The following is a 16528-nucleotide window of genomic DNA, read 5'->3' on the forward strand; positions in this document are numbered from 1 at the left end:
CCCCATCTAGTAGGAGGCAGAAATGAAAGAAAAACACAAAAGAAACGAAATGCTTTTTGAAAAAACTGAGGCAGAGCGTTCAGCACTTCCCCTGTCTAATAACACAGAAAAAATACAACCAAAGACAGCGCCAGCATTACCCCAAAATACAGGATGCAATTACAAAATATCAAAATTCGAAATTAAAATAATTCGAATAGATAAATTATCAGAAATGCTATCAATATCACGCTCGTGTATCTACGACTGGCTAAATCCACGGTCACCAAGACACGACCCATCCTTCCCAAAGCAAATTCACCTATCAGGTCGAGGTAATGGTGGCGCTGTTGGGTGGCGACTTGATGAAATAATTATCTGGCTCGAAAGTCGCCACTAAAAATCTTGCCTAGCCTGAAATTTAAAAACCCAAACCACAACCAATAAACCATGGAACGTACAAGATGACTTTAGAAGATCCTATCAGCCCATCCATTAAGGCCCTTAGCGAGTTCCCAACGCTTAAAGAATTTATTCTCGAGGTCGTTGAAACCACTCAAGCTCCAATTGAGCTCGTTCTTGCCTCAGCTCTTACCACCATATCTATGCTATGCCAACCGCTCATAGATGTTAAGCGCCCAGGAGAAATGACTGGTCCGGTCTCGTTACTGACAATAATCATTGCCAACTCCGGAGAAAGAAAAACAACCGTCGAGAAAATTTTTCTCTCCCACATTCGCGAATACATTAAGAATTCAATGCAAAATCACAAGAGAGAACTTCTTACCTGGGAGTTGAAACACGAAGCTTGGTCGACGAGAAAAAGAAGAATAATACAAGAAATGAGCAGCAACCCAACGGATTCCTCCGAGTACTTTAAACTAGAAAATGAATTACTTATGCATCAAAGTTCCAAGCCAGAGAGACCAAGGGCTTTCAATCCGATTTATGAAGACACGACCACAGCCGCACTCCTCCAAGGCATGCAATTTGACACACCCTGGGCATCGTTAATATCAAGCGAAGGAATTTCAATTTTAAAAGGCGCATTTAATGATTACGGCAAAATCAACTCACTCTGGAGTGGCAGTGATATTGAAGTAGCCAGAACAACATCTGAAAGCTGCTCACTTCACGACGCAAGATTAACAGTGGGAATCATGATCCAACATCAAATATTACTTGACTATCTAGAGAGCAAAGGCGACCGAGCCAGATCTGTCGGACTCTTGTCCCGAGCCTTAGTCTTTCATCCTATCTCGACACAAGGGACCAGATTCATGACCGATAAAAAAATCCATACGGAAATAATGGAAAAATATAAAATCCGAGTAAATAGCCTTCTCAAAAGTACTATGGAGCGTCTACACGACGTGGCCATACCGAAAAAGATCATAGAACTCTCATCGGCCGCTGCAGCGCATTGGATATCCACTTTCAACAGGATTGAATCTGAGCTTAAAAATGGTGGAGAGTATGAGCGCTCAAAAGATCATGCATCCAAACTCAGTGAAAACATTGCTCGTGTAGCAGCTCTACTACATTACTTCGAGCGCGGGGACGGCACCATCTCACTAGAAGAGATAAAGTCCGCAGAAATAATAGTTCTCGAATGCTCAAAGACATTCAAGAACGAATTTGAATTTATGCCAAAAACAATTAATGACGCCGAAATTCTTTACAACTGGATTCAACTTAAGGGCTATAGAACCCCATTCTTTAGCTGGATTGAAAAAAATACAATACTTCAACGTGGGCCAACCAGACTTCGCTCAGCGTCCAAACTAAACCAGGTACTAGATTGCCTGGCGGCAATGGGAAAAATTAGAATAAACAGCAAATATAGGCCTGTAAGGATTGAGTTAACCCCTCCTCCAGGGTAACTCCGCACAATCCCAGACAACACAGCATTCACTCGACACCGGCCTCGCCCCGGTGTTTTTTTTAATTCTAAATAATCTCAGCCCTACATCACTGCCATGACATACCCACCATGGAGGCTCTCCAGCCATGCCATTGCAGTGTCCTCGCTGTAACTCCCCCAAGATCGCATCCCTGCATCCTGCCATGAAGATCGGTGCCCTGGTCGGCACGGTCGGTGGCGCAGCGCGTGGTGCATCCGCCGCTCTTGCTGGCGGGCAAGCCGGCGCAGTTGTCGGTGCCATTGCCGGTCCGCTGGGCATCACCCTCGGTTCACTGTCCGGCGCCATTCTCGGTGGCCTGGCCGGCGGAGTCGGCGGTTGTGCGCTCGGCGCCCAGCTCGGCGACCAGTTGGATCGTCACGTGCTCGCCAACAACCTCTGCCTGATCTGCGGGCATCGCTTCAACCTGCCGACCTGATCGCCTTCTCGCTTCCTCTCGCTTTTCCCCTTCCCTTTTCAACCCCTTCGCCGGTGCTGCGCTTCGCGCAGCGCTTTATGCCGGCTATTGCTCACAGGAAACTCATCATGGCTCATCTCATCGAACGTATGGCGTATGTCGGCGAAGCCCCCTGGCATGGCCTGGGCAGCCGCCTCTCCCCGAAACAACCGCTGGAAGTCTGGCAGCGTGAGGCCGGCATGGACTGGCAGATCCAGGAAAGCCCGGTCCACTTCAAAGCGGACGCGGTCGGTCATCTGGGCAGCATCCACTCCTTCCCCGAGCAGAAGGTGCTCTACCGCTCCGACACCAAGGCTCCGCTCTCGGTGGTCTCCCAGCGCTATCAGGTGGTGCAGCCGCGGGAGGTACTGGAGTTCTACCGCGACCTCACCCAGATCTCCGGCTACGAGCTGGAAACCGCTGGCGTGCTCAAGGGCGGTCGCAAGTTCTGGGCGCTGGCGCGCACCGGACAGAACACCTCGCTGAAGGGCAACGACCTGGTCAACGGTTACCTGCTGCTGGCCACTTCCTGCGACGGCACCCTGGCCACCACCGCCACACCGACCACGGTACGGGTAGTGTGCAACAACACCCTGACCATCGCCGTCGACGGTGCGACCCGAGCGATCAAGGTGCCGCACAGCACGCGCTTCGACGCTCAGGCCGTGAAGAAGCAACTGGGCATCGCCGTCTCGCAATGGGACGAGTTCATGTACCGCATGCGCCACCTGGCGGAGCGCAAGGTGCAGTGGCACGAGGCGATGGGCTATTTCATGCAGGTGCTCTGCGATGCCCAGCCCAACAATCCGTTGCCGGATGCCCTACCGAACGAGCGCGCGCTGCGTCGGGTGCAAAGCCTGTACGAAGGCCGCGGCCGCGGCTCGCAGTTGGAAGCCGCCAACGGTACTGCCTGGGGACTGCTCAATGCCGTCACCGAGTATGTCGACCACGAGCGCCGTGCGCGCAGCAACGAGTACCGCATGGACTCGGCCTGGTTCGGACAGGGGGCAGTGATCAAACAACGTGCCCTCGATACAGCCCTGCAGTTGGTGGCCTGACGGCCGTTCCCTCTTCTCGTTATCCATTCGCCCAAGCGGTTCTGTGACGACAGCGGTCGCTCGCAGATGCCGCGGCTTTGGGCGTCCTCTTCCACCCGCCGGGGTTCCGCTCCTGGGGAGTGGGGCTCCGGTGTTTCATTGGAGGCCTCTCTCATGGGCTGGCTGTTCTCATCCCGTACCCGGGCAGAGCTGATCCGGGACCTGACTCAACCTGAAGACCAGGCTCGCGCCCACGTTCGAGTCATTGCCCACACCCTGCGGGGCAATGTGCTGTGGTCGGTCAGCGAAGTGACAGCGAAAACCGAAGGCGTTCACCCAGGCCTCGCTCCCGGCGAGTCCATGCGCTACATCCGCTGTGATCTGCTGCAACGCCGTGGCGGTGAGTGGGGGTACAAGGCCATGGATGAGTCCATGGCGCCGTACTACTACAGTTGCCCGCTGCGCTATCTCGACCTGGCCAAGGAACTCTCTCCCGCCTGGCGCGAGAAGGTTCGAGCCCATCACGCACGGCGACGGCAGTCGGCGCCCGCCATGGCCGGTGGTGCAGCCCGGTAAGTGGGAGGGATCGCAGCGCCGCCTGGATGCGGTCCTCCCATCGATGGCCTGACGGCCGCCCATTCCCCCGATGCCCGACCGGCTCTGCCGGCCGGGCATTTTTATGTCCGGAGAAAATCCTCATGACTCATGCCCATTCCACGCCCAACAGGGCACGGCAGCGCCCTGCCCTGCGCCTGGTCGGCACCAAGGACCTGTCTCGCGATGCCTGGCTGGCGGTACGTAAGCACGGTATCGGCAGCTCGGACGCTGCAGCCGCGGTCGGCCTCAACCCCTACAAGTCGCAGCTGGAGCTGTGGCTGGAAAAGACCGGCCGCGATGCCGGGCTGCCCAAGAGCGATCCGAACGACGAGGACAGCCCGACTTACTGGGGCAACATCCTCGAGCCCATCGTCGCCAACCACTATGCCCGCCGTACCGGCAACCGGGTACGGCGGATCAATGCCGTGCTGCAGCATCCGGATCCGAAGTTGGACTGGATGCTGGCCAACATCGACCGCGAGGTGATCGGCGCCAGCGACGTACAGATCCTCGAATGCAAGACCGCCGGTATCAATGGCGCCCGTCTCTGGAAGGAAGGCGTGCCGGTGTACGTGCAACTGCAGGTGATGCACCAATTGGCGGTGACCGGCAAGCAGGCGGCCGATGTAGCCGTGCTGCTCGGCGGCCAGCACCTGGAGATCCACCGCATTGAGCGCGACGAGGAGCTCATTGGCCGATTGATCGAGCTGGAGCGCGACTTCTGGAGCTACGTGCAACGCGATACGCCCCCACCGGCAGATGGCTCCGAGTCGGCGGAGCAGGCCCTGCGCTGCCTATATCCAGAGGACCAGGGGCACACCCTGGACTTCACCCAGGATCCGCTGCTGTCGGCTGCCTTCGATGAACTGCAGGCCGTCCGCGCCAGCCTGGAATTACAGAACAAGCGCGAGGCCGAGCTGAAGCAGCAACTGCAGCAGGCCATGGGCGAGGCTAGCCGGGCCTTGTTCGCCAACGGCGCGGCGTCCTGGCGCAAGGCCAAGGACAGCGTGGTGCTCGATGTGCCCCTGCTGCTCAAGGAAAAGCCCTACCTGCTGGCGCGCTACCCCACCACCAAGGTCGGCAGCCGGCGCTTCCTGATCACCTGATTTAGCTTCCCCCCTTGACCATCCCGGCGTCTCCCCTGCGCCGGGTGGTCTTTTTTATTCATCCACTGGAGAACCACCATGCTCAAAGGCTTGGCCATTACCCCGCCGGTGCTCGGGCGGATTTCCATCGGCAAGGTCGTCGAGAAGAACGGCAAGCGTCTGCCGGAGAAGGACGATCAATTCACCCTCACCTCGCAGGTCCAACTGCGGGATGGCTGGTTGCCCCATCCCCTGGACGAGGAGTTGCGCAAGGCCCAGGGCGGTAAGATCCGCAGCATTCCGATCCGCCTGCTGTTCAACGCGCCGGAGCTGAACTTCCGCGCGGAGTACTGCCTGTTCGATCGGCAGTCTGGACGACCGCTGTGTGTCGGCAATGGCGAGACCTGCAAGCGCCGCGGTCAAGACGGCATCGCCTCGCTGCCCTGCCCTTCGCCGGATGGTTGTCCGTTGGCCAAGGGCGGTGCCTGCAAGCCCTACGGCCGCCTCAACGTCGCCATCGGCGACGAGGATCCGCTGGGCAGCTTCGTGTTCCGCACCACCGGCTTCAACAGCATCCGCACCCTGGCGGCCCGACTGCAGTACCTGCAAGCGATTTCCGGTAACCGCCTGGCGTGCCTGCCGTTGGAACTGCGCCTGCGCGGCAAGTCCACCCGGCAAAGCCATGGCTCGCCAATCTTCTACGTCGACATCACGGTGCGTAGCGGGTTGTCGATGGAAGAAGCGCTGCTGCAAGCCCGGGAGCTCGATGAGGCGCGCCAGGCCTCTGACTTCGACCAGGTGGCACTGGACGCCACGGCGCGGCTGGGCTTTGCCAACGGAGCCTTCGAAGACAGTGATGAGGAGACCGGTGCCATTGCCGAGGAGTTCTTCCCGGAGCCGACTCCCGAATCCCCCCCTTCGGCCGCTCCTGTAGTGGAACCACCTGCCACGCCGAAACCCACCCTGTCGACGCTGCTGAAAGCCCGCGCTGAAGCTCGTGCTCAACATGCCGCGGAGTGATATCCGCGGCGTCCCCCCGTCAACCTACGAGGAGGATCGCGCCATGAGCCTGGTGCGTTTCATTGGTCTGCTGTTCGTGTTTATCGGCGTGCTGGCCAGCTGTGCAGTGGCCGTTGCACTGCTGGTGCTCATGCTGCGCTTCTGGCCGTTGGCAGTAGCCATCGTACTAGCGCTGATCCTGTTCCACCGACTCCTCCAACGGGTCGGGCTCCGCATTTCCCTCTAGTCCCCTGGCGGCATAAGCAGGAGCCATCAGGGCTCCTACTCGCCGATTCTCATCTCAACTTTCCGCCTAACAGGAGCACTCACCATGATCACACGGTGCCTGATCTGTAACTCTTCCGTGGTGCTGTCCAAGGATGCCGCCAAAGCCCTGGCTCGATTAATGGGCACGCTGGACGGTTTCTTACGCGGCATTCAGCAGTCGCCTGCCCGGCAGCAGCCGATAACCTCGGACCTGCATTGCGAGAGTCCGCTAGAGCGCGCGTTCAACCTGATGCTCGATGGCATCTGTGGCGCGGCGGCGAACTGGAACAGCACCGGCGATTTCATTCGCGATGTGCGCCGCTTCCAGTTCATGGAATACGACTGCCTCTGCCTCCGCTGCGGAGCGAAGTACAACGAAGAACCCATACCACGTCACTAGCTCAACTCTGCTGGCTGAAGTGGCACCCCTCACCCGCGACTGAGTCGCTCGCTCAAGCGCTCCACCATCTCCACGACCAACTGACGGTCGCTCTCCTCCAGGGCATTCAGCAATCCGCTGATCCGCGTGGCCTGGTCATCCGGGCGTAAGCTGGCCTCGCTCAGCAGCTCCATCGCGTTGCAATTGAAGATCGTCGCGAACTCGAACAGCCGGGCAATGTTGGGCATGACGACTCCGCGCTCGATGCGTGACACCGCCTCATTCCCCACGCCCAGGATCTCCGCCACTTCGTCCTGCGTCATCCCGCAGCGCATGCGCTGCTTGGCAATCGCCCGCCCTACCGCTTCAGCAAGTGCTTTCTGATCCGTACCAGCCATGATGCCTCCCCCATTCAACCTGAATGGTTGAGCACCACCTCATTGACATGAAGAACACCACAGGTCGAAAATCACCTCAAAAGGTTGATTTTCGACTTTATTGGTGATCTTTCTTCACTCGATACAGGGATTGTCCCCATGCACAAGCAACTGCTTCTGGCTTCTCTCCTCGGCTGGCTGGCCACCAGCACCGCTTTTGCCGGCACCTACGAATGGACTTCCAGCTACACCCAAGGCGTCGAAGAACACCTGGTCGACGACGGTGACGGCAGCCAGTTGAACATCACCTGCCCAGACGATGACGAAAGCCCCGTCTCCGCCTACGCCACCATCGCTGGCAAGCAGTACTCCTCCGAACGCGATGGCTTCGACGTCATCGTCGACGGCACCACCTTCAGCAACCCCTTCTACACCGACTGCGAAGCCTGCAGTTCCAGCTTCCCGGGCTTCTGGGCCGCGCTGCGCAAGGCCCGCACCCTGCAGCTCAGCGCCAGTGGCCGGACGGTGAAGCTCCCGACTCAGAACCTTCCCCAGGTTCTCCAACCCCTGACCAGCAAGAAAAACCTCTGTCGCTCTGCTTGGTAGGCAGAACGACGCAAGTTGTCGCGTCGCAGTTAAACAATAAGAAAGATCCTCATCAAACCGAACCAATCACTCCACCAACTGCGCAGCCAAGTTTGGCTGCGCAGTCACCACCCAACTTTTTATTTTCGAAAAGAGGTCTCCACAAAACAAAAAATAAAAAAACAAATCGCCAAATACTGTTTAGGGATAAAGCACTCATGACTCCAAAATATCGCAAGACACTGCTCGCCCTGGCGATTTCCGCCAGTGCCCTGCCCCTCGCCGCACACGCTTTGACGCTGACCAACAGCGGCCTGGATAGCGAAGGCAACACCTACACCGACAGCACCGACAGCACCGACAGCACCGAAGTCACCGGCGCCTTCACTGGCAGCAACCAGCCCATTCGCTTCTACAGCGACACCTTCAATCACGACCTGGTGCTCAACGCCCAGGTGCAGGCCACGGGCGATGACCTCAATGGCGTCGACCTGTCCTACGCCGGCGACGAGGACACTCCCTCGCCCATTGGCGCGCCGACCGAGGTATTCGGCAACCTGCAGAACAAAGGCAGCATCACGGTGAACGGCGCCGGCGTCACCGGTCTGCTGATCGACCCGGCCATCATCCACGGCAACCTGGTCAACGAAGGTACCCTGCAGGTGGCCGGTGGCGTGCTCGAGGGCGACGGTATCCGTGGCCTCAAGTTCGCCGGCCAGTCGGTGTTGCAGGGCGACCTGGTCAACGCTGCGAGCGGCAAGATCCTAGCCGATGGCGAAGAGGCCACGGGCATCCAGCTCAAGGGCGGCACCATCGCTGGCAAGTTGATCAACGATGGTCTGATCCAGGTCAGCGGCGCCGGCTCGACGGCAATCCTCGCCACCTATGACGATGACATGGGCGGTCCGGATCGGGTGGACCTCGGCGGGATCGAGAACCATGGCAGCATTCTGGCCAGCGGTGATGATGCAACGGCGCTGCGTCTCGACGGCGTGAGCTTTGCCAGCGCGCCGGTGCAGGTGCTCAACACCGGCACCATCCAGGCTGACGATGCCGCCATCGAGGTGGGGGCCTTCGACATCGACGGTGCGAATGCCGGCAACACGCTGGTCATCCAGAACAACGGCAACCTGATATCCAAGGACGAAGCCATCGATGCCTCCCAATCCAGTGGCGGCGTGCACCTGGTGTGGAATGCCGGCAGCATTACCGGCAACCTGATCGACCTGTCCAACATCGAAGTGAACGGCGACGTGACCTTCACCGGTACCAACGCCAGCACCGATGGCGCGAACATCCGCCTGAAGGATGCCGGTTGGCTCGATGTCGGCAGCGATGCGGGCAACACGCCGGCGCACTTGGAATTCGCTCAGCCGCACACCACGATTCAGGGCAATCTGGATGTGGCGGGCAACTCCTCGCTGGGGCTCAACCTGAGTTCGGCCACGGATCCGAGCAAGGCCGTGGTCGCGGTCTCCGGTACCGCGGAGTTCGCCAAGGGCTCGCAGATCCAACTGGCGGCCCAAGGCAATGACTTCAAGGCCCAGGGCACGACCTATACCTTGGTCCAAGCCGGCACCCTACAGGATGACGGCGTCAGCGTGACCAGCCGTTCGGCCCTGCTGAACGTCGACACCGTCAGCAGTGGCGACAACCAGATCCTGGCCAAGGTCAGCACCAAGGGCCAGGACGAAGTCGGTGAGGTGATCGGCCAGGTTGGCGGTTCGGCCAACGCCCAGCGTGCGGGTGCAGCCTTCAGCCAGGTGGTGACCGGGCTGGCGCAGAGCAATCCCAGTGATCCGGTGTTCCAGGCCTATGTGAATGCCTCGCAGGATCCGGCAGCGCTGAAGAAGCTGACGGAGCAGCTCGCCCCCGAGGTGAACGGTGGTGCGACCCAGGCGGCCACCAGTGGGCAGACGCTGATGAGCAACGTCACCGGCAATCGCACCAGCAGCCTGCGCGGTGCATCCTCTGGCGATGTGCTGCAGAACACCGGCATCTGGGCCCAGGCGTTGTACAGCGATGCCAACCAGGACCTGCGTGGTGGCGTGGCTGGTTTCAACGCCTACAGCCGCGGCATCGCCATTGGCGCCGATGGCAAGCTCACCGACCAGTTGACCCTGGGCGTGGCCTACAGCTTCCTGCACACCAGCGTGAACAGCGACAGCGGCAACACCACCGATGTCGACGGCAATGCTCTCACCCTGTACAGCGGCTTCGAACAAGGCAACTACTTCGTCGATGCCAACCTGAGCTATGGGATCAACGACAACGAGAGCAAGCGCCGCATCGCCGGCAGCACGGCCAAGGGCGATTACGACAGCCAGGTGCTGGGCGCCAACGTGGTGGGTGGCTACACCTACCGCCTGAACCAGCAGTTCCTGGTCGAACCGCGACTGGCTGCACGTTACGCGCGCGTCGATATCGATGGCTACCACGAGAAGGGTTCGTCGGCGGCGCTCAAGGTGGATAGCCAGCGCTACGAGGTGGCGGAACTGGGTGCGGGTGTGCGGGTAGCGGGCGATTTCCAAGTCGGCAATGGCAACCTGCAGCCGCAGGCCAAGTTGATGGCCTACCATGACTTCGCCGCGGACGAAGCCCAGAGCACCTCGACCTTCACGCTGGGTGGCACACCCTTCGTGAGTCAGGGAGCCAAGGCGGTGCGCAACAGCTACGAAGCTGGTGTCGGTGCGGACTATCACCTGGGTGCGGTTACTGTCGGGGTCAGTTACGACTACACCGGCAAGACCGACTTCAACGCAGATACCTTCACTGCCAAGATTCGTTACGACTTCTGATGAGCCACCACTACCTTTCCGGCCTACCTCTGTGGGCCGGTTTTCTTCGAGTTATCCCAACGCTGCTGCTCGGCGCCCTCCTCACCGGCTGCCAGTCGCCTCGCGAGGCACTGCAGCAGTTGGCGGATGAGCATGGGCGACAACTGGAGATTCTTCCGGGACAGCCGTTCCCACTCGCCATGCTGGCACCGCAGGGCACAGCGACAACCACCCGCCTGCGTGTTTACCTGGAGGGCGATGGCCATGCCTGGGCGACGGCGACACAGCCCAGCCTGGATCCGAGCCCACACAGCCTATTGGTGGCACGGCTAGCAATAGATGATCCGAAGCCGAATGCCTACCTGGCACGGCCCTGCCAGTTCGTCATGGCACCGGCCTGCGAACCTACCCTCTGGACCAATCGGCGCTTCTCTCAAGAAGTCATTATCAGCCTAAGCCACGCACTCGACCAGCTGAAGCAGCGCTATGGCAATCGAGAATTCGAGCTGGTGGGATATTCCGGTGGAGCAGCGCTGGCGCTGTTGTTGGCCGCTCAGCGGGATGACGTAGCTCAGGTCCAAACTCTTGCTGGCAACCTCAGCCCACGGCTATGGGCAGAAATGAAAGGGCTGTCCCCCCTCAGCGGTTCCCTAGGGATGGTCTGAAAAAGACTTCCCGAATCTGGTGAAATACGCCGATCCCGTTGCCCGAGTTTCCCGATGAAGCAAATGACCTTCGCCGACGCCGAGTACGCCGGCAAGCGCAAGCAGACCCGCAAAGAGTTGTTCCTGATCGAGATGGATCAGGTGGTGCCGTGGAAGGGTTTGATTGCCCTGATCGAGCCGCACTACCCCAAGGGTGAAGGTGGTCGTCCGGCGTATCAGCTGATGGCGATGCTGCGCGTACATTTGATGCAGAACTGGTTCGGCTACAGCGATCCGGCGATGGAGGAGGCGCTGTACGAGACCACAATCTTGCGCCAGTTTGCCGGGCTGAACCTAGAGCGTATTCCCGACGAAACCACCATCCTCAATTTCCGTCGCCTGCTGGAGAAGCACGAGTTGGCGGCCGGGATTCTGGCGGTGATCAATGGTTACCTGGGCGATCGGGGCCTGTCGCTGCGCCAGGGCACCATCGTCGATGCCACGCTGATCCATGCGCCGAGTTCGACCAAGAACAAGGACGGTAAGCGTGACCCGGAAATGCACCAGACCAAGAAGGGCAACCAGTATTACTTCGGCATGAAGGCTCACATCGGCGCGGATGCCGAGTCAGGTCTGGTGCACAGCGTGGTGGGGACGGCAGCCAACGTTGCTGACGTTACCCAGGTCGACAAACTGCTGCATGGAAAGGAAAACATGGTCGGCGCCGACGCGGGTTACACCGGCGTAGAGAAACGCCCGGAACATGAAGGCCGGGAGGTGATCTGGCAGATTGCGGCCCGCCGCAGCACGTACAAGAAGCTGAGTAAGCGCAGTGCACTGTACAAAGCCAAGCGCAAGATCGAGAAATCCAAGGCCCAGGTGCGCGCCAAAGTCGAGCACCCGTTCCGGGTGATCAAGCGCCAATTCGGCTACGTGAAGACACGCTTCCGTGGCCTGGCGAAGAACACCGCGCAGTTGGTGACACTGTTCGCGCTGTCGAACCTGTGGATGGCGCGCCGACATTTGCTGACGAATGCAGGAGAGGTGCGTCTGTAATGCGGGAAATGGCCGGCGCGAGGTGCTCGCGCCGGCTATAAATCCGGAAAGAGGGGGATGATTTGATCGTTTTTTAGCCGAATCACCGTTTTGAAATCGGCAAGGGCAGGAGTCAGCCAGAAATACCTGACTACTTCAGACCATCCCTAGATCCGCTCGACTATCGTCATCAACTCGTGTCGTTGCCTCAGCGGCATTTAGTTGGACAGCGAGATACCGTTATTTCAAGTCGCTTGTTAGACCTTTATCAGCGCGCCCTCGGCTCTCCCTCTCATATCGAGTGCATCCATATACCAGGAGCAAGCCACGATGCCGGCTGGGAAGCCGCCTGGAGGCGTTGGGTACAGCCCGCTCACACCAGCACTACAGCCTTCGCCTTGTGTTCAGCCAAGACCCAGATCAAGTAAAGCGACATGATTTGTCGCCACCTGCTGGCAGTCTGGCGCCATCCAATAGTCACAGGATGACTGCTATGCCAATCCCCCCCGCTCCCTTCACCCTCATCTGCGCATACTGCTCTTGGAAAAAGACTATTTTGCCCCGGAGCGATGTACTGGTAATCGGCCACGACTGGTTCACCAGTTGCCCCAAGTGCCACACCCCCTCGCTTGAGCGTCGCTATGCGACTCACAAGGAAATTTTCAAAACCCGCCTGGAACAATTCCTAAAGCTCACTGGGTATTAACCCAATGCTCACTCATGCAAGACAGCTTAGCACTCTATTAACAAAACATATCGGAAATACGCAGAAGGACCTCCCAATGAAAAACCTATTTGCCATTATTGGTTTTGCTGTAGTGGTTAAGAAAGGTTACGACCTGTACTGCGAATATAGGGAGCTGAAACACGAGAAGGAAGCAGACCGATCTCCTGCTCCATAAGCACATGAAAATTACAACGACCAAGCCCACTTACGTATCAGACTGCCCAATGATCTTGGTCACACCTTGCGCAGAGGGGTGGCAAAACGCCACCCTTCCCGGTAGCATTAACGCCAGCTTGGCGCCATGTTTCTGGCGCCTGGTTAGCCGTTCAACACAAGGTAGTTTCTATGTCCCAAGCGAAGGATACGCTGCTCAGGCTATTCGCCTTGCTGCGCCTGATCCCTACCGCCCCCCAACGAATCGCAACTCCTATTAACCCGGCAATCAAATACACCAAATCATGCTGCGTAGGCGATACGTGGATGCCGGAAATAAGAACGGATTCTTTGAGGGCGTAATTGCAATCGTCTCATGACCGAGCGAACACGCCTTTCCAGTTCGTCCTGATTACGCGCCGGCAAGCCCGTGCGAACCTGATGTTTCAAATCACAATTCAAATACTCGTCAGGGTTCAACTCCGGGGCGTAGGCCGGCAAGAAGAACAGTTCGATTTGCTCTTTGCGGTCGCCAACCCAGGCGCTCACCTTTTTGCTGTGGTGTACGCGCAGGTTGTCGAGAATCAGGAACACCTTGCGGCCCTGAGCATCGCGAATCAGGCGACTCAGGAAGCGAATCAGCACTGGGGCTGTCAGCGTTTCCCGATACAGCATAAAGCGCAGTTTGCCCCGATTGGTCACGGTGGAAATCATGTTGGTGGAAAAACGACTGCCGCTGACCAGGCGCACCGGCGTTTCGCCAATAGGGGCGTAGCTGCGGCCAGCATGGCTGTCACTGCGCATACCGGTTTCGTCGCCCCACTGAATCTCACCATTCTCAACCCTGGCCCGCTGTGCGATGCGTGGATATTCATTATCCAGCCAGTGCTGAACCACTTCAGGTTTCTGCTGATAAGCCCGATGCAGTGGGCGCTGCGGGGTGTAGCCCCAACGCTTGAGGTATTCACCAACCGTTCGAACCGGCATGAGAAAACCACAGCGCTGGCGGATCAGTTCTCGCACCGCATCACGCGTCCAGAGCGCAAAGCCGAGCTTGAGTTGGTCGGGCATCTTATCGGTCATCAAGGTGCGAATCAGCACTTCCTGGCTGGAGCTCAAACTGCGGCGATCACCCTGGCGCACACCACGCTGGCCGCCGGCAATGGCAGCCTTTTCGCCTTTATGTTCTGCGACCTGCGCCCAGTGAGCAATAGTGCGGGGGTGAACACCAACCGCTTCGCCAATAGCCTTATAGGTGTAACCCTGCTCACGCATGCGTAGGGCCGTGGAGCGCTTTTCACGTTGTTCTTGGGGGCTGAGTTTACGGGCATCTATTTTCATGGAGACAGATTATCTAATATGCCCTATTTATTTGCCAGGTTAATACCTTACTGGAAAAACTACGTGACCGCGGTTTCTCAGTGACTTTGAGGTCGATTCAGCGCGACTTAAACCGCTTATCTATTCCCTTTTCTTTACAGTGCGATGACAGCGAAATTCCATTCCGTTGGAGCTTCACCCGAGATGCGCCACTGGATTTAGAGGATATGGATGCCCCCACCGCACTAGCGTTGTACCTGTCAGAAAGCCATCTGAATCCCCTGCTGCCGCAAACGGTCTTGGACCAGCTCGGTCCGCAGTTTCGCCGTGCCCGCAACTTCCTCAACGGCCTTGGTGGTAATGGGTTAGCAGATTGGTCGCGACGGGTTCGTGCAATCCCCAATGGAAAAACTCTCCTACCCGCAGCATTAGATCTCCAAGTATGGGGACAAGTGTCTGCTGGCCTGCTGGAGCGTCGACAGTTACAGGTCACTTATCAGAGCCGCAGTAAAGGTGCGATCAAGCATCTTCGCCTACATCCGGCAGGACTAGTGTCACGACACACCATCAGCTACCTATTGGCATCGGTGGAAGGCTACAAAGACCTCCGCCAGTTCGCTCTACATCGCATCAAAAAAGTCGAATTGCTTGATGAGCCAGCTAATCAGCATACCAGCTTCGATGTTGATCTATACATCCGCCAGGATCTCAATGCCTCTTCCCCCATCCAACAAGTAGAACTGGTCGCTGACATTTCCCCACAGATTGCCTGGCTGTTGAGCGAAACGCCACTCGGTCCGCAGCAAAGTATGAGTCCGCTGCCTAACACCGATTGGCAAAACCTGCGCGTCCCTGTGCCGAACGATCAGGAAACACTGTGGTGGGTTTTTGGGCTAGGAGAAAATGCGCGGGTATATAAACCAGAAAAATGGTCAGAAGAGATCAAGCAGAAAGCTGCAAGGTTGGTAGAACTCTATAAAAGCTGAGCGCTGAAATTTAACTTTAGCAGCTGTAACCAGCACATCTCCTACATCCTCAACTAAAGTCTAACATGGAGAGTAGTTTATGAATACGGCACCCCCCGACATCCAGCATCACATTGATGACGCCATTAGAAGTGCTGTAAAAGGGTCAGGAAAAGTGAACATTATTATTTCAGGAAAAACTGGTGTTGGCAAAAGCACATTAATAAATAGTGTATTCCGCGGCAACCTAGCCTTGACAGGTTCAGGAAAGCCAGTTACTCAGCGCACCGAAGAAATATCAAAAGAAGGCCACCCGATCACGATCCTTGACACTAAAGGTCTCGAACTTCACGACTACGAAGAAATCATTGGCGAACTAACCGAGGTCATCAATGAGCGATCAGCAGAACACGATGAAAACAAGCATATTCATGTAGCCTGGCTATGTATTCACGAGGATGGTCGGCGCATCGAAGATGCGGAGCAAAAGCTCTGTGAGATGTTCAAGGAAAAGGATATCCCAGTAATAGTAGTTATCACCAAGTCTCGGTCAGATAACGGGTTTCGCGAACAGGTCACGAAAGCTCTACCTTCTGCTGCGATGGTGGTCTCGGTCAGGGCAATTGCAGAACAGATCGACGATGACGGTGAGACTATTACCCTTAAGGAAAAGGGTCTAAATGAGCTGATCAGCGAAACCTCGAAGTTACTACCTGAAGCGAAGCAACGAGCCTACGCCAATGCGCTCAACTCTAAACATGCTGCTGCGACTAAACTGAAAATCGAGCAAGCTGAAAGAGAAGTCAATATTGCGAGTGTTGCGGCAGGAGCTGCCGCCGCCGTCCCAATTCCGTTCTCTGACGCCATCGCACTCGTCCCTATCCAAGTAGGCATGCTCGCAAAGGTTGGCGTCACGTTCGGAATGGAAACCAGTACGGCAGCACTCACCACACTCGTGACATCTGCCCTAGGCTCCACCGCAGCAACTCTAGTCGGACGCGCTCTAGTAACTGGCCTTTTGAAGATGGTCCCAGGGCTGGGTAGCGCAGCTGGCGGCGCCATTGCAAGTACTACTGCCATAACACTGACCAGGACGCTAGGGGCCGCCTATATTTCAATCTTGACCAGCTTCATCGAAAAAAACCCAGGGAAAGAGTTGGATGTCGATCTGATTTCTAACGAGCTAAAGAAAAAGCTTTCGATCTCTTTCTAAGCTCCCTTAATCTCAAAGCAAGACTAGCGCA

The 16528-nt window shown here is 57.3% G+C and carries 16 protein-coding genes and 1 pseudogene; 15 read left to right on the forward strand and 2 right to left on the reverse strand.

What is annotated here, in order from left to right:
- Positions 1–22: 22 nt before the first annotated feature.
- The 9 genes from PcP3B5_RS31540 (at position 23) to PcP3B5_RS19730 (ending at position 6722) form a co-directional block, all read left to right on the forward strand.
- Positions 23–379, forward strand: coding sequence for a helix-turn-helix transcriptional regulator (locus PcP3B5_RS31540; RefSeq protein ID WP_237143050.1), 357 nt, complete (start codon positions 23–25; stop codon positions 377–379).
- Between the two features lie 64 nt (positions 380–443).
- Entirely contained in the window at positions 444–1862 is a 1419-nt protein-coding gene (locus tag PcP3B5_RS30865) for a YfjI family protein (protein ID WP_082816363.1), read from the forward strand.
- Positions 1863–2046: 184 nt separating this feature from the next.
- On the forward strand, positions 2047–2319 hold the full coding sequence (locus PcP3B5_RS30870) for a hypothetical protein (protein WP_237143051.1): 273 nt from the start codon (positions 2047–2049) through the stop codon (positions 2317–2319).
- A gap of 107 nt (positions 2320–2426) precedes the next feature.
- Positions 2427–3395: a DUF932 domain-containing protein gene (locus tag PcP3B5_RS19705; RefSeq protein WP_061562196.1), complete on the forward strand. Its 969-nt coding sequence runs from the start codon at positions 2427–2429 to the stop codon at positions 3393–3395.
- A 153-nt stretch (positions 3396–3548) separates the two neighbouring features.
- Positions 3549–3950 (forward strand): hypothetical protein, encoded by a 402-nt coding sequence (locus PcP3B5_RS19710; RefSeq protein ID WP_061562197.1) that lies wholly within the window; start codon positions 3549–3551, stop codon positions 3948–3950.
- Between the two features lie 122 nt (positions 3951–4072).
- Positions 4073–5077 carry a YqaJ viral recombinase family nuclease gene (locus tag PcP3B5_RS19715; protein WP_061562198.1) on the forward strand — a complete coding sequence of 335 codons (1005 nt, stop codon included), beginning with the start codon at positions 4073–4075 and terminating at the stop codon, positions 5075–5077.
- Between the two features lie 78 nt (positions 5078–5155).
- The gene (locus PcP3B5_RS19720) at positions 5156–6076 is read left to right on the forward strand and encodes a recombination directionality factor (RefSeq protein WP_061562199.1); all 921 of its coding nucleotides are present in this window, start codon (positions 5156–5158) and stop codon (positions 6074–6076) included.
- A gap of 43 nt (positions 6077–6119) precedes the next feature.
- Positions 6120–6302 carry a hypothetical protein gene (locus PcP3B5_RS19725; protein ID WP_061562200.1) on the forward strand — a complete coding sequence of 61 codons (183 nt, stop codon included), beginning with the start codon at positions 6120–6122 and terminating at the stop codon, positions 6300–6302.
- Between the two features lie 84 nt (positions 6303–6386).
- Positions 6387–6722 (forward strand): hypothetical protein, encoded by a 336-nt coding sequence (locus PcP3B5_RS19730; protein ID WP_061562201.1) that lies wholly within the window; start codon positions 6387–6389, stop codon positions 6720–6722.
- A gap of 29 nt (positions 6723–6751) precedes the next feature.
- On the opposite strand, the gene PcP3B5_RS19735 is transcribed toward PcP3B5_RS19730, so the two are convergent.
- Positions 6752–7099, reverse strand: coding sequence for a helix-turn-helix domain-containing protein (locus PcP3B5_RS19735; protein ID WP_061562202.1), 348 nt, complete (start codon positions 7097–7099; stop codon positions 6752–6754).
- Positions 7100–7237: 138 nt separating this feature from the next.
- Between PcP3B5_RS19735 and PcP3B5_RS19740 the strand changes: the two genes are divergently transcribed.
- From PcP3B5_RS19740 to PcP3B5_RS19755, 4 genes and pseudogenes are all read left to right on the forward strand, one after another.
- Positions 7238–7684, forward strand: coding sequence for a hypothetical protein (locus PcP3B5_RS19740; protein WP_061562203.1), 447 nt, complete (start codon positions 7238–7240; stop codon positions 7682–7684).
- A 197-nt stretch (positions 7685–7881) separates the two neighbouring features.
- Positions 7882–10461 (forward strand): autotransporter family protein, encoded by a 2580-nt coding sequence (locus PcP3B5_RS19745; RefSeq protein ID WP_061562204.1) that lies wholly within the window; start codon positions 7882–7884, stop codon positions 10459–10461.
- Positions 10461–11093 (forward strand): annotated as a pseudogene (locus PcP3B5_RS19750) (alpha/beta hydrolase); the annotation flags it as partial. The gene PcP3B5_RS19745 and the pseudogene PcP3B5_RS19750, both read left to right, overlap by 1 nt.
- 66 nt (positions 11094–11159) lie before the next feature.
- Complete coding sequence (locus PcP3B5_RS19755; RefSeq protein WP_014820685.1) at positions 11160–12140, forward strand: IS5-like element ISPst5 family transposase; 981 nt, start codon at positions 11160–11162, stop codon at positions 12138–12140.
- Positions 12141–13302: 1162 nt separating this feature from the next.
- On the opposite strand, the gene PcP3B5_RS30880 is transcribed toward PcP3B5_RS19755, so the two are convergent.
- Positions 13303–14340: an IS630-like element ISPa47 family transposase gene (locus tag PcP3B5_RS30880; RefSeq protein WP_037005584.1), complete on the reverse strand. Its 1038-nt coding sequence runs from the start codon at positions 14338–14340 to the stop codon at positions 13303–13305.
- A gap of 206 nt (positions 14341–14546) precedes the next feature.
- Here PcP3B5_RS30880 and PcP3B5_RS30885 point away from each other — a divergent pair, with 206 nt between their 5' ends.
- Together PcP3B5_RS30885 and PcP3B5_RS30890 are read left to right on the forward strand one after the other, a co-directional pair.
- Complete coding sequence (locus tag PcP3B5_RS30885; protein ID WP_338052299.1) at positions 14547–15305, forward strand: helix-turn-helix transcriptional regulator; 759 nt, start codon at positions 14547–14549, stop codon at positions 15303–15305.
- Between the two features lie 79 nt (positions 15306–15384).
- Positions 15385–16497, forward strand: a complete 1113-nt coding sequence (locus PcP3B5_RS30890; RefSeq protein WP_082816365.1) for a YcjF family protein — start codon at positions 15385–15387, stop codon at positions 16495–16497.
- The last annotated feature ends 31 nt before the right edge of the window (positions 16498–16528 follow it).

It is taken from the genome of Pseudomonas citronellolis (genome assembly GCF_001586155.1).
GTDB classification, from domain to species: domain Bacteria; phylum Pseudomonadota; class Gammaproteobacteria; order Pseudomonadales; family Pseudomonadaceae; genus Pseudomonas; species Pseudomonas citronellolis.

What these genes read in the sequence shown, in the direction of transcription:
- PcP3B5_RS19715 (WP_061562198.1), top strand. Translation starts at nt 4,073, where the DNA reads ATGACTCATGCCCATTCCACGCCCAACAGGGCACGGCAGCGCCCTGCC.
- PcP3B5_RS30880 (WP_037005584.1), bottom strand. Translation starts at nt 14,340, where the DNA reads ATGAAAATAGATGCCCGTAAACTCAGCCCCCAAGAACAACGTGAAAAG.
- PcP3B5_RS19710 (WP_061562197.1), top strand. Translation starts at nt 3,549, where the DNA reads ATGGGCTGGCTGTTCTCATCCCGTACCCGGGCAGAGCTGATCCGGGAC.
- PcP3B5_RS19735 (WP_061562202.1), bottom strand. Translation starts at nt 7,099, where the DNA reads ATGGCTGGTACGGATCAGAAAGCACTTGCTGAAGCGGTAGGGCGGGCG.
- PcP3B5_RS19720 (WP_061562199.1), top strand. Translation starts at nt 5,156, where the DNA reads ATGCTCAAAGGCTTGGCCATTACCCCGCCGGTGCTCGGGCGGATTTCC.
- PcP3B5_RS19740 (WP_061562203.1), top strand. Translation starts at nt 7,238, where the DNA reads ATGCACAAGCAACTGCTTCTGGCTTCTCTCCTCGGCTGGCTGGCCACC.
- PcP3B5_RS19725 (WP_061562200.1), top strand. Translation starts at nt 6,120, where the DNA reads ATGAGCCTGGTGCGTTTCATTGGTCTGCTGTTCGTGTTTATCGGCGTG.
- PcP3B5_RS31540 (WP_237143050.1), top strand. Translation starts at nt 23, where the DNA reads ATGAAAGAAAAACACAAAAGAAACGAAATGCTTTTTGAAAAAACTGAG.
- PcP3B5_RS30890 (WP_082816365.1), top strand. Translation starts at nt 15,385, where the DNA reads ATGAATACGGCACCCCCCGACATCCAGCATCACATTGATGACGCCATT.
- PcP3B5_RS30885 (WP_338052299.1), top strand. Translation starts at nt 14,547, where the DNA reads ATGGATGCCCCCACCGCACTAGCGTTGTACCTGTCAGAAAGCCATCTG.
- PcP3B5_RS30870 (WP_237143051.1), top strand. Translation starts at nt 2,047, where the DNA reads ATGAAGATCGGTGCCCTGGTCGGCACGGTCGGTGGCGCAGCGCGTGGT.
- PcP3B5_RS19730 (WP_061562201.1), top strand. Translation starts at nt 6,387, where the DNA reads ATGATCACACGGTGCCTGATCTGTAACTCTTCCGTGGTGCTGTCCAAG.
- PcP3B5_RS19745 (WP_061562204.1), top strand. Translation starts at nt 7,882, where the DNA reads ATGACTCCAAAATATCGCAAGACACTGCTCGCCCTGGCGATTTCCGCC.
- PcP3B5_RS19755 (WP_014820685.1), top strand. Translation starts at nt 11,160, where the DNA reads ATGAAGCAAATGACCTTCGCCGACGCCGAGTACGCCGGCAAGCGCAAG.
- PcP3B5_RS19705 (WP_061562196.1), top strand. Translation starts at nt 2,427, where the DNA reads ATGGCTCATCTCATCGAACGTATGGCGTATGTCGGCGAAGCCCCCTGG.
- PcP3B5_RS30865 (WP_082816363.1), top strand. Translation starts at nt 444, where the DNA reads ATGACTTTAGAAGATCCTATCAGCCCATCCATTAAGGCCCTTAGCGAG.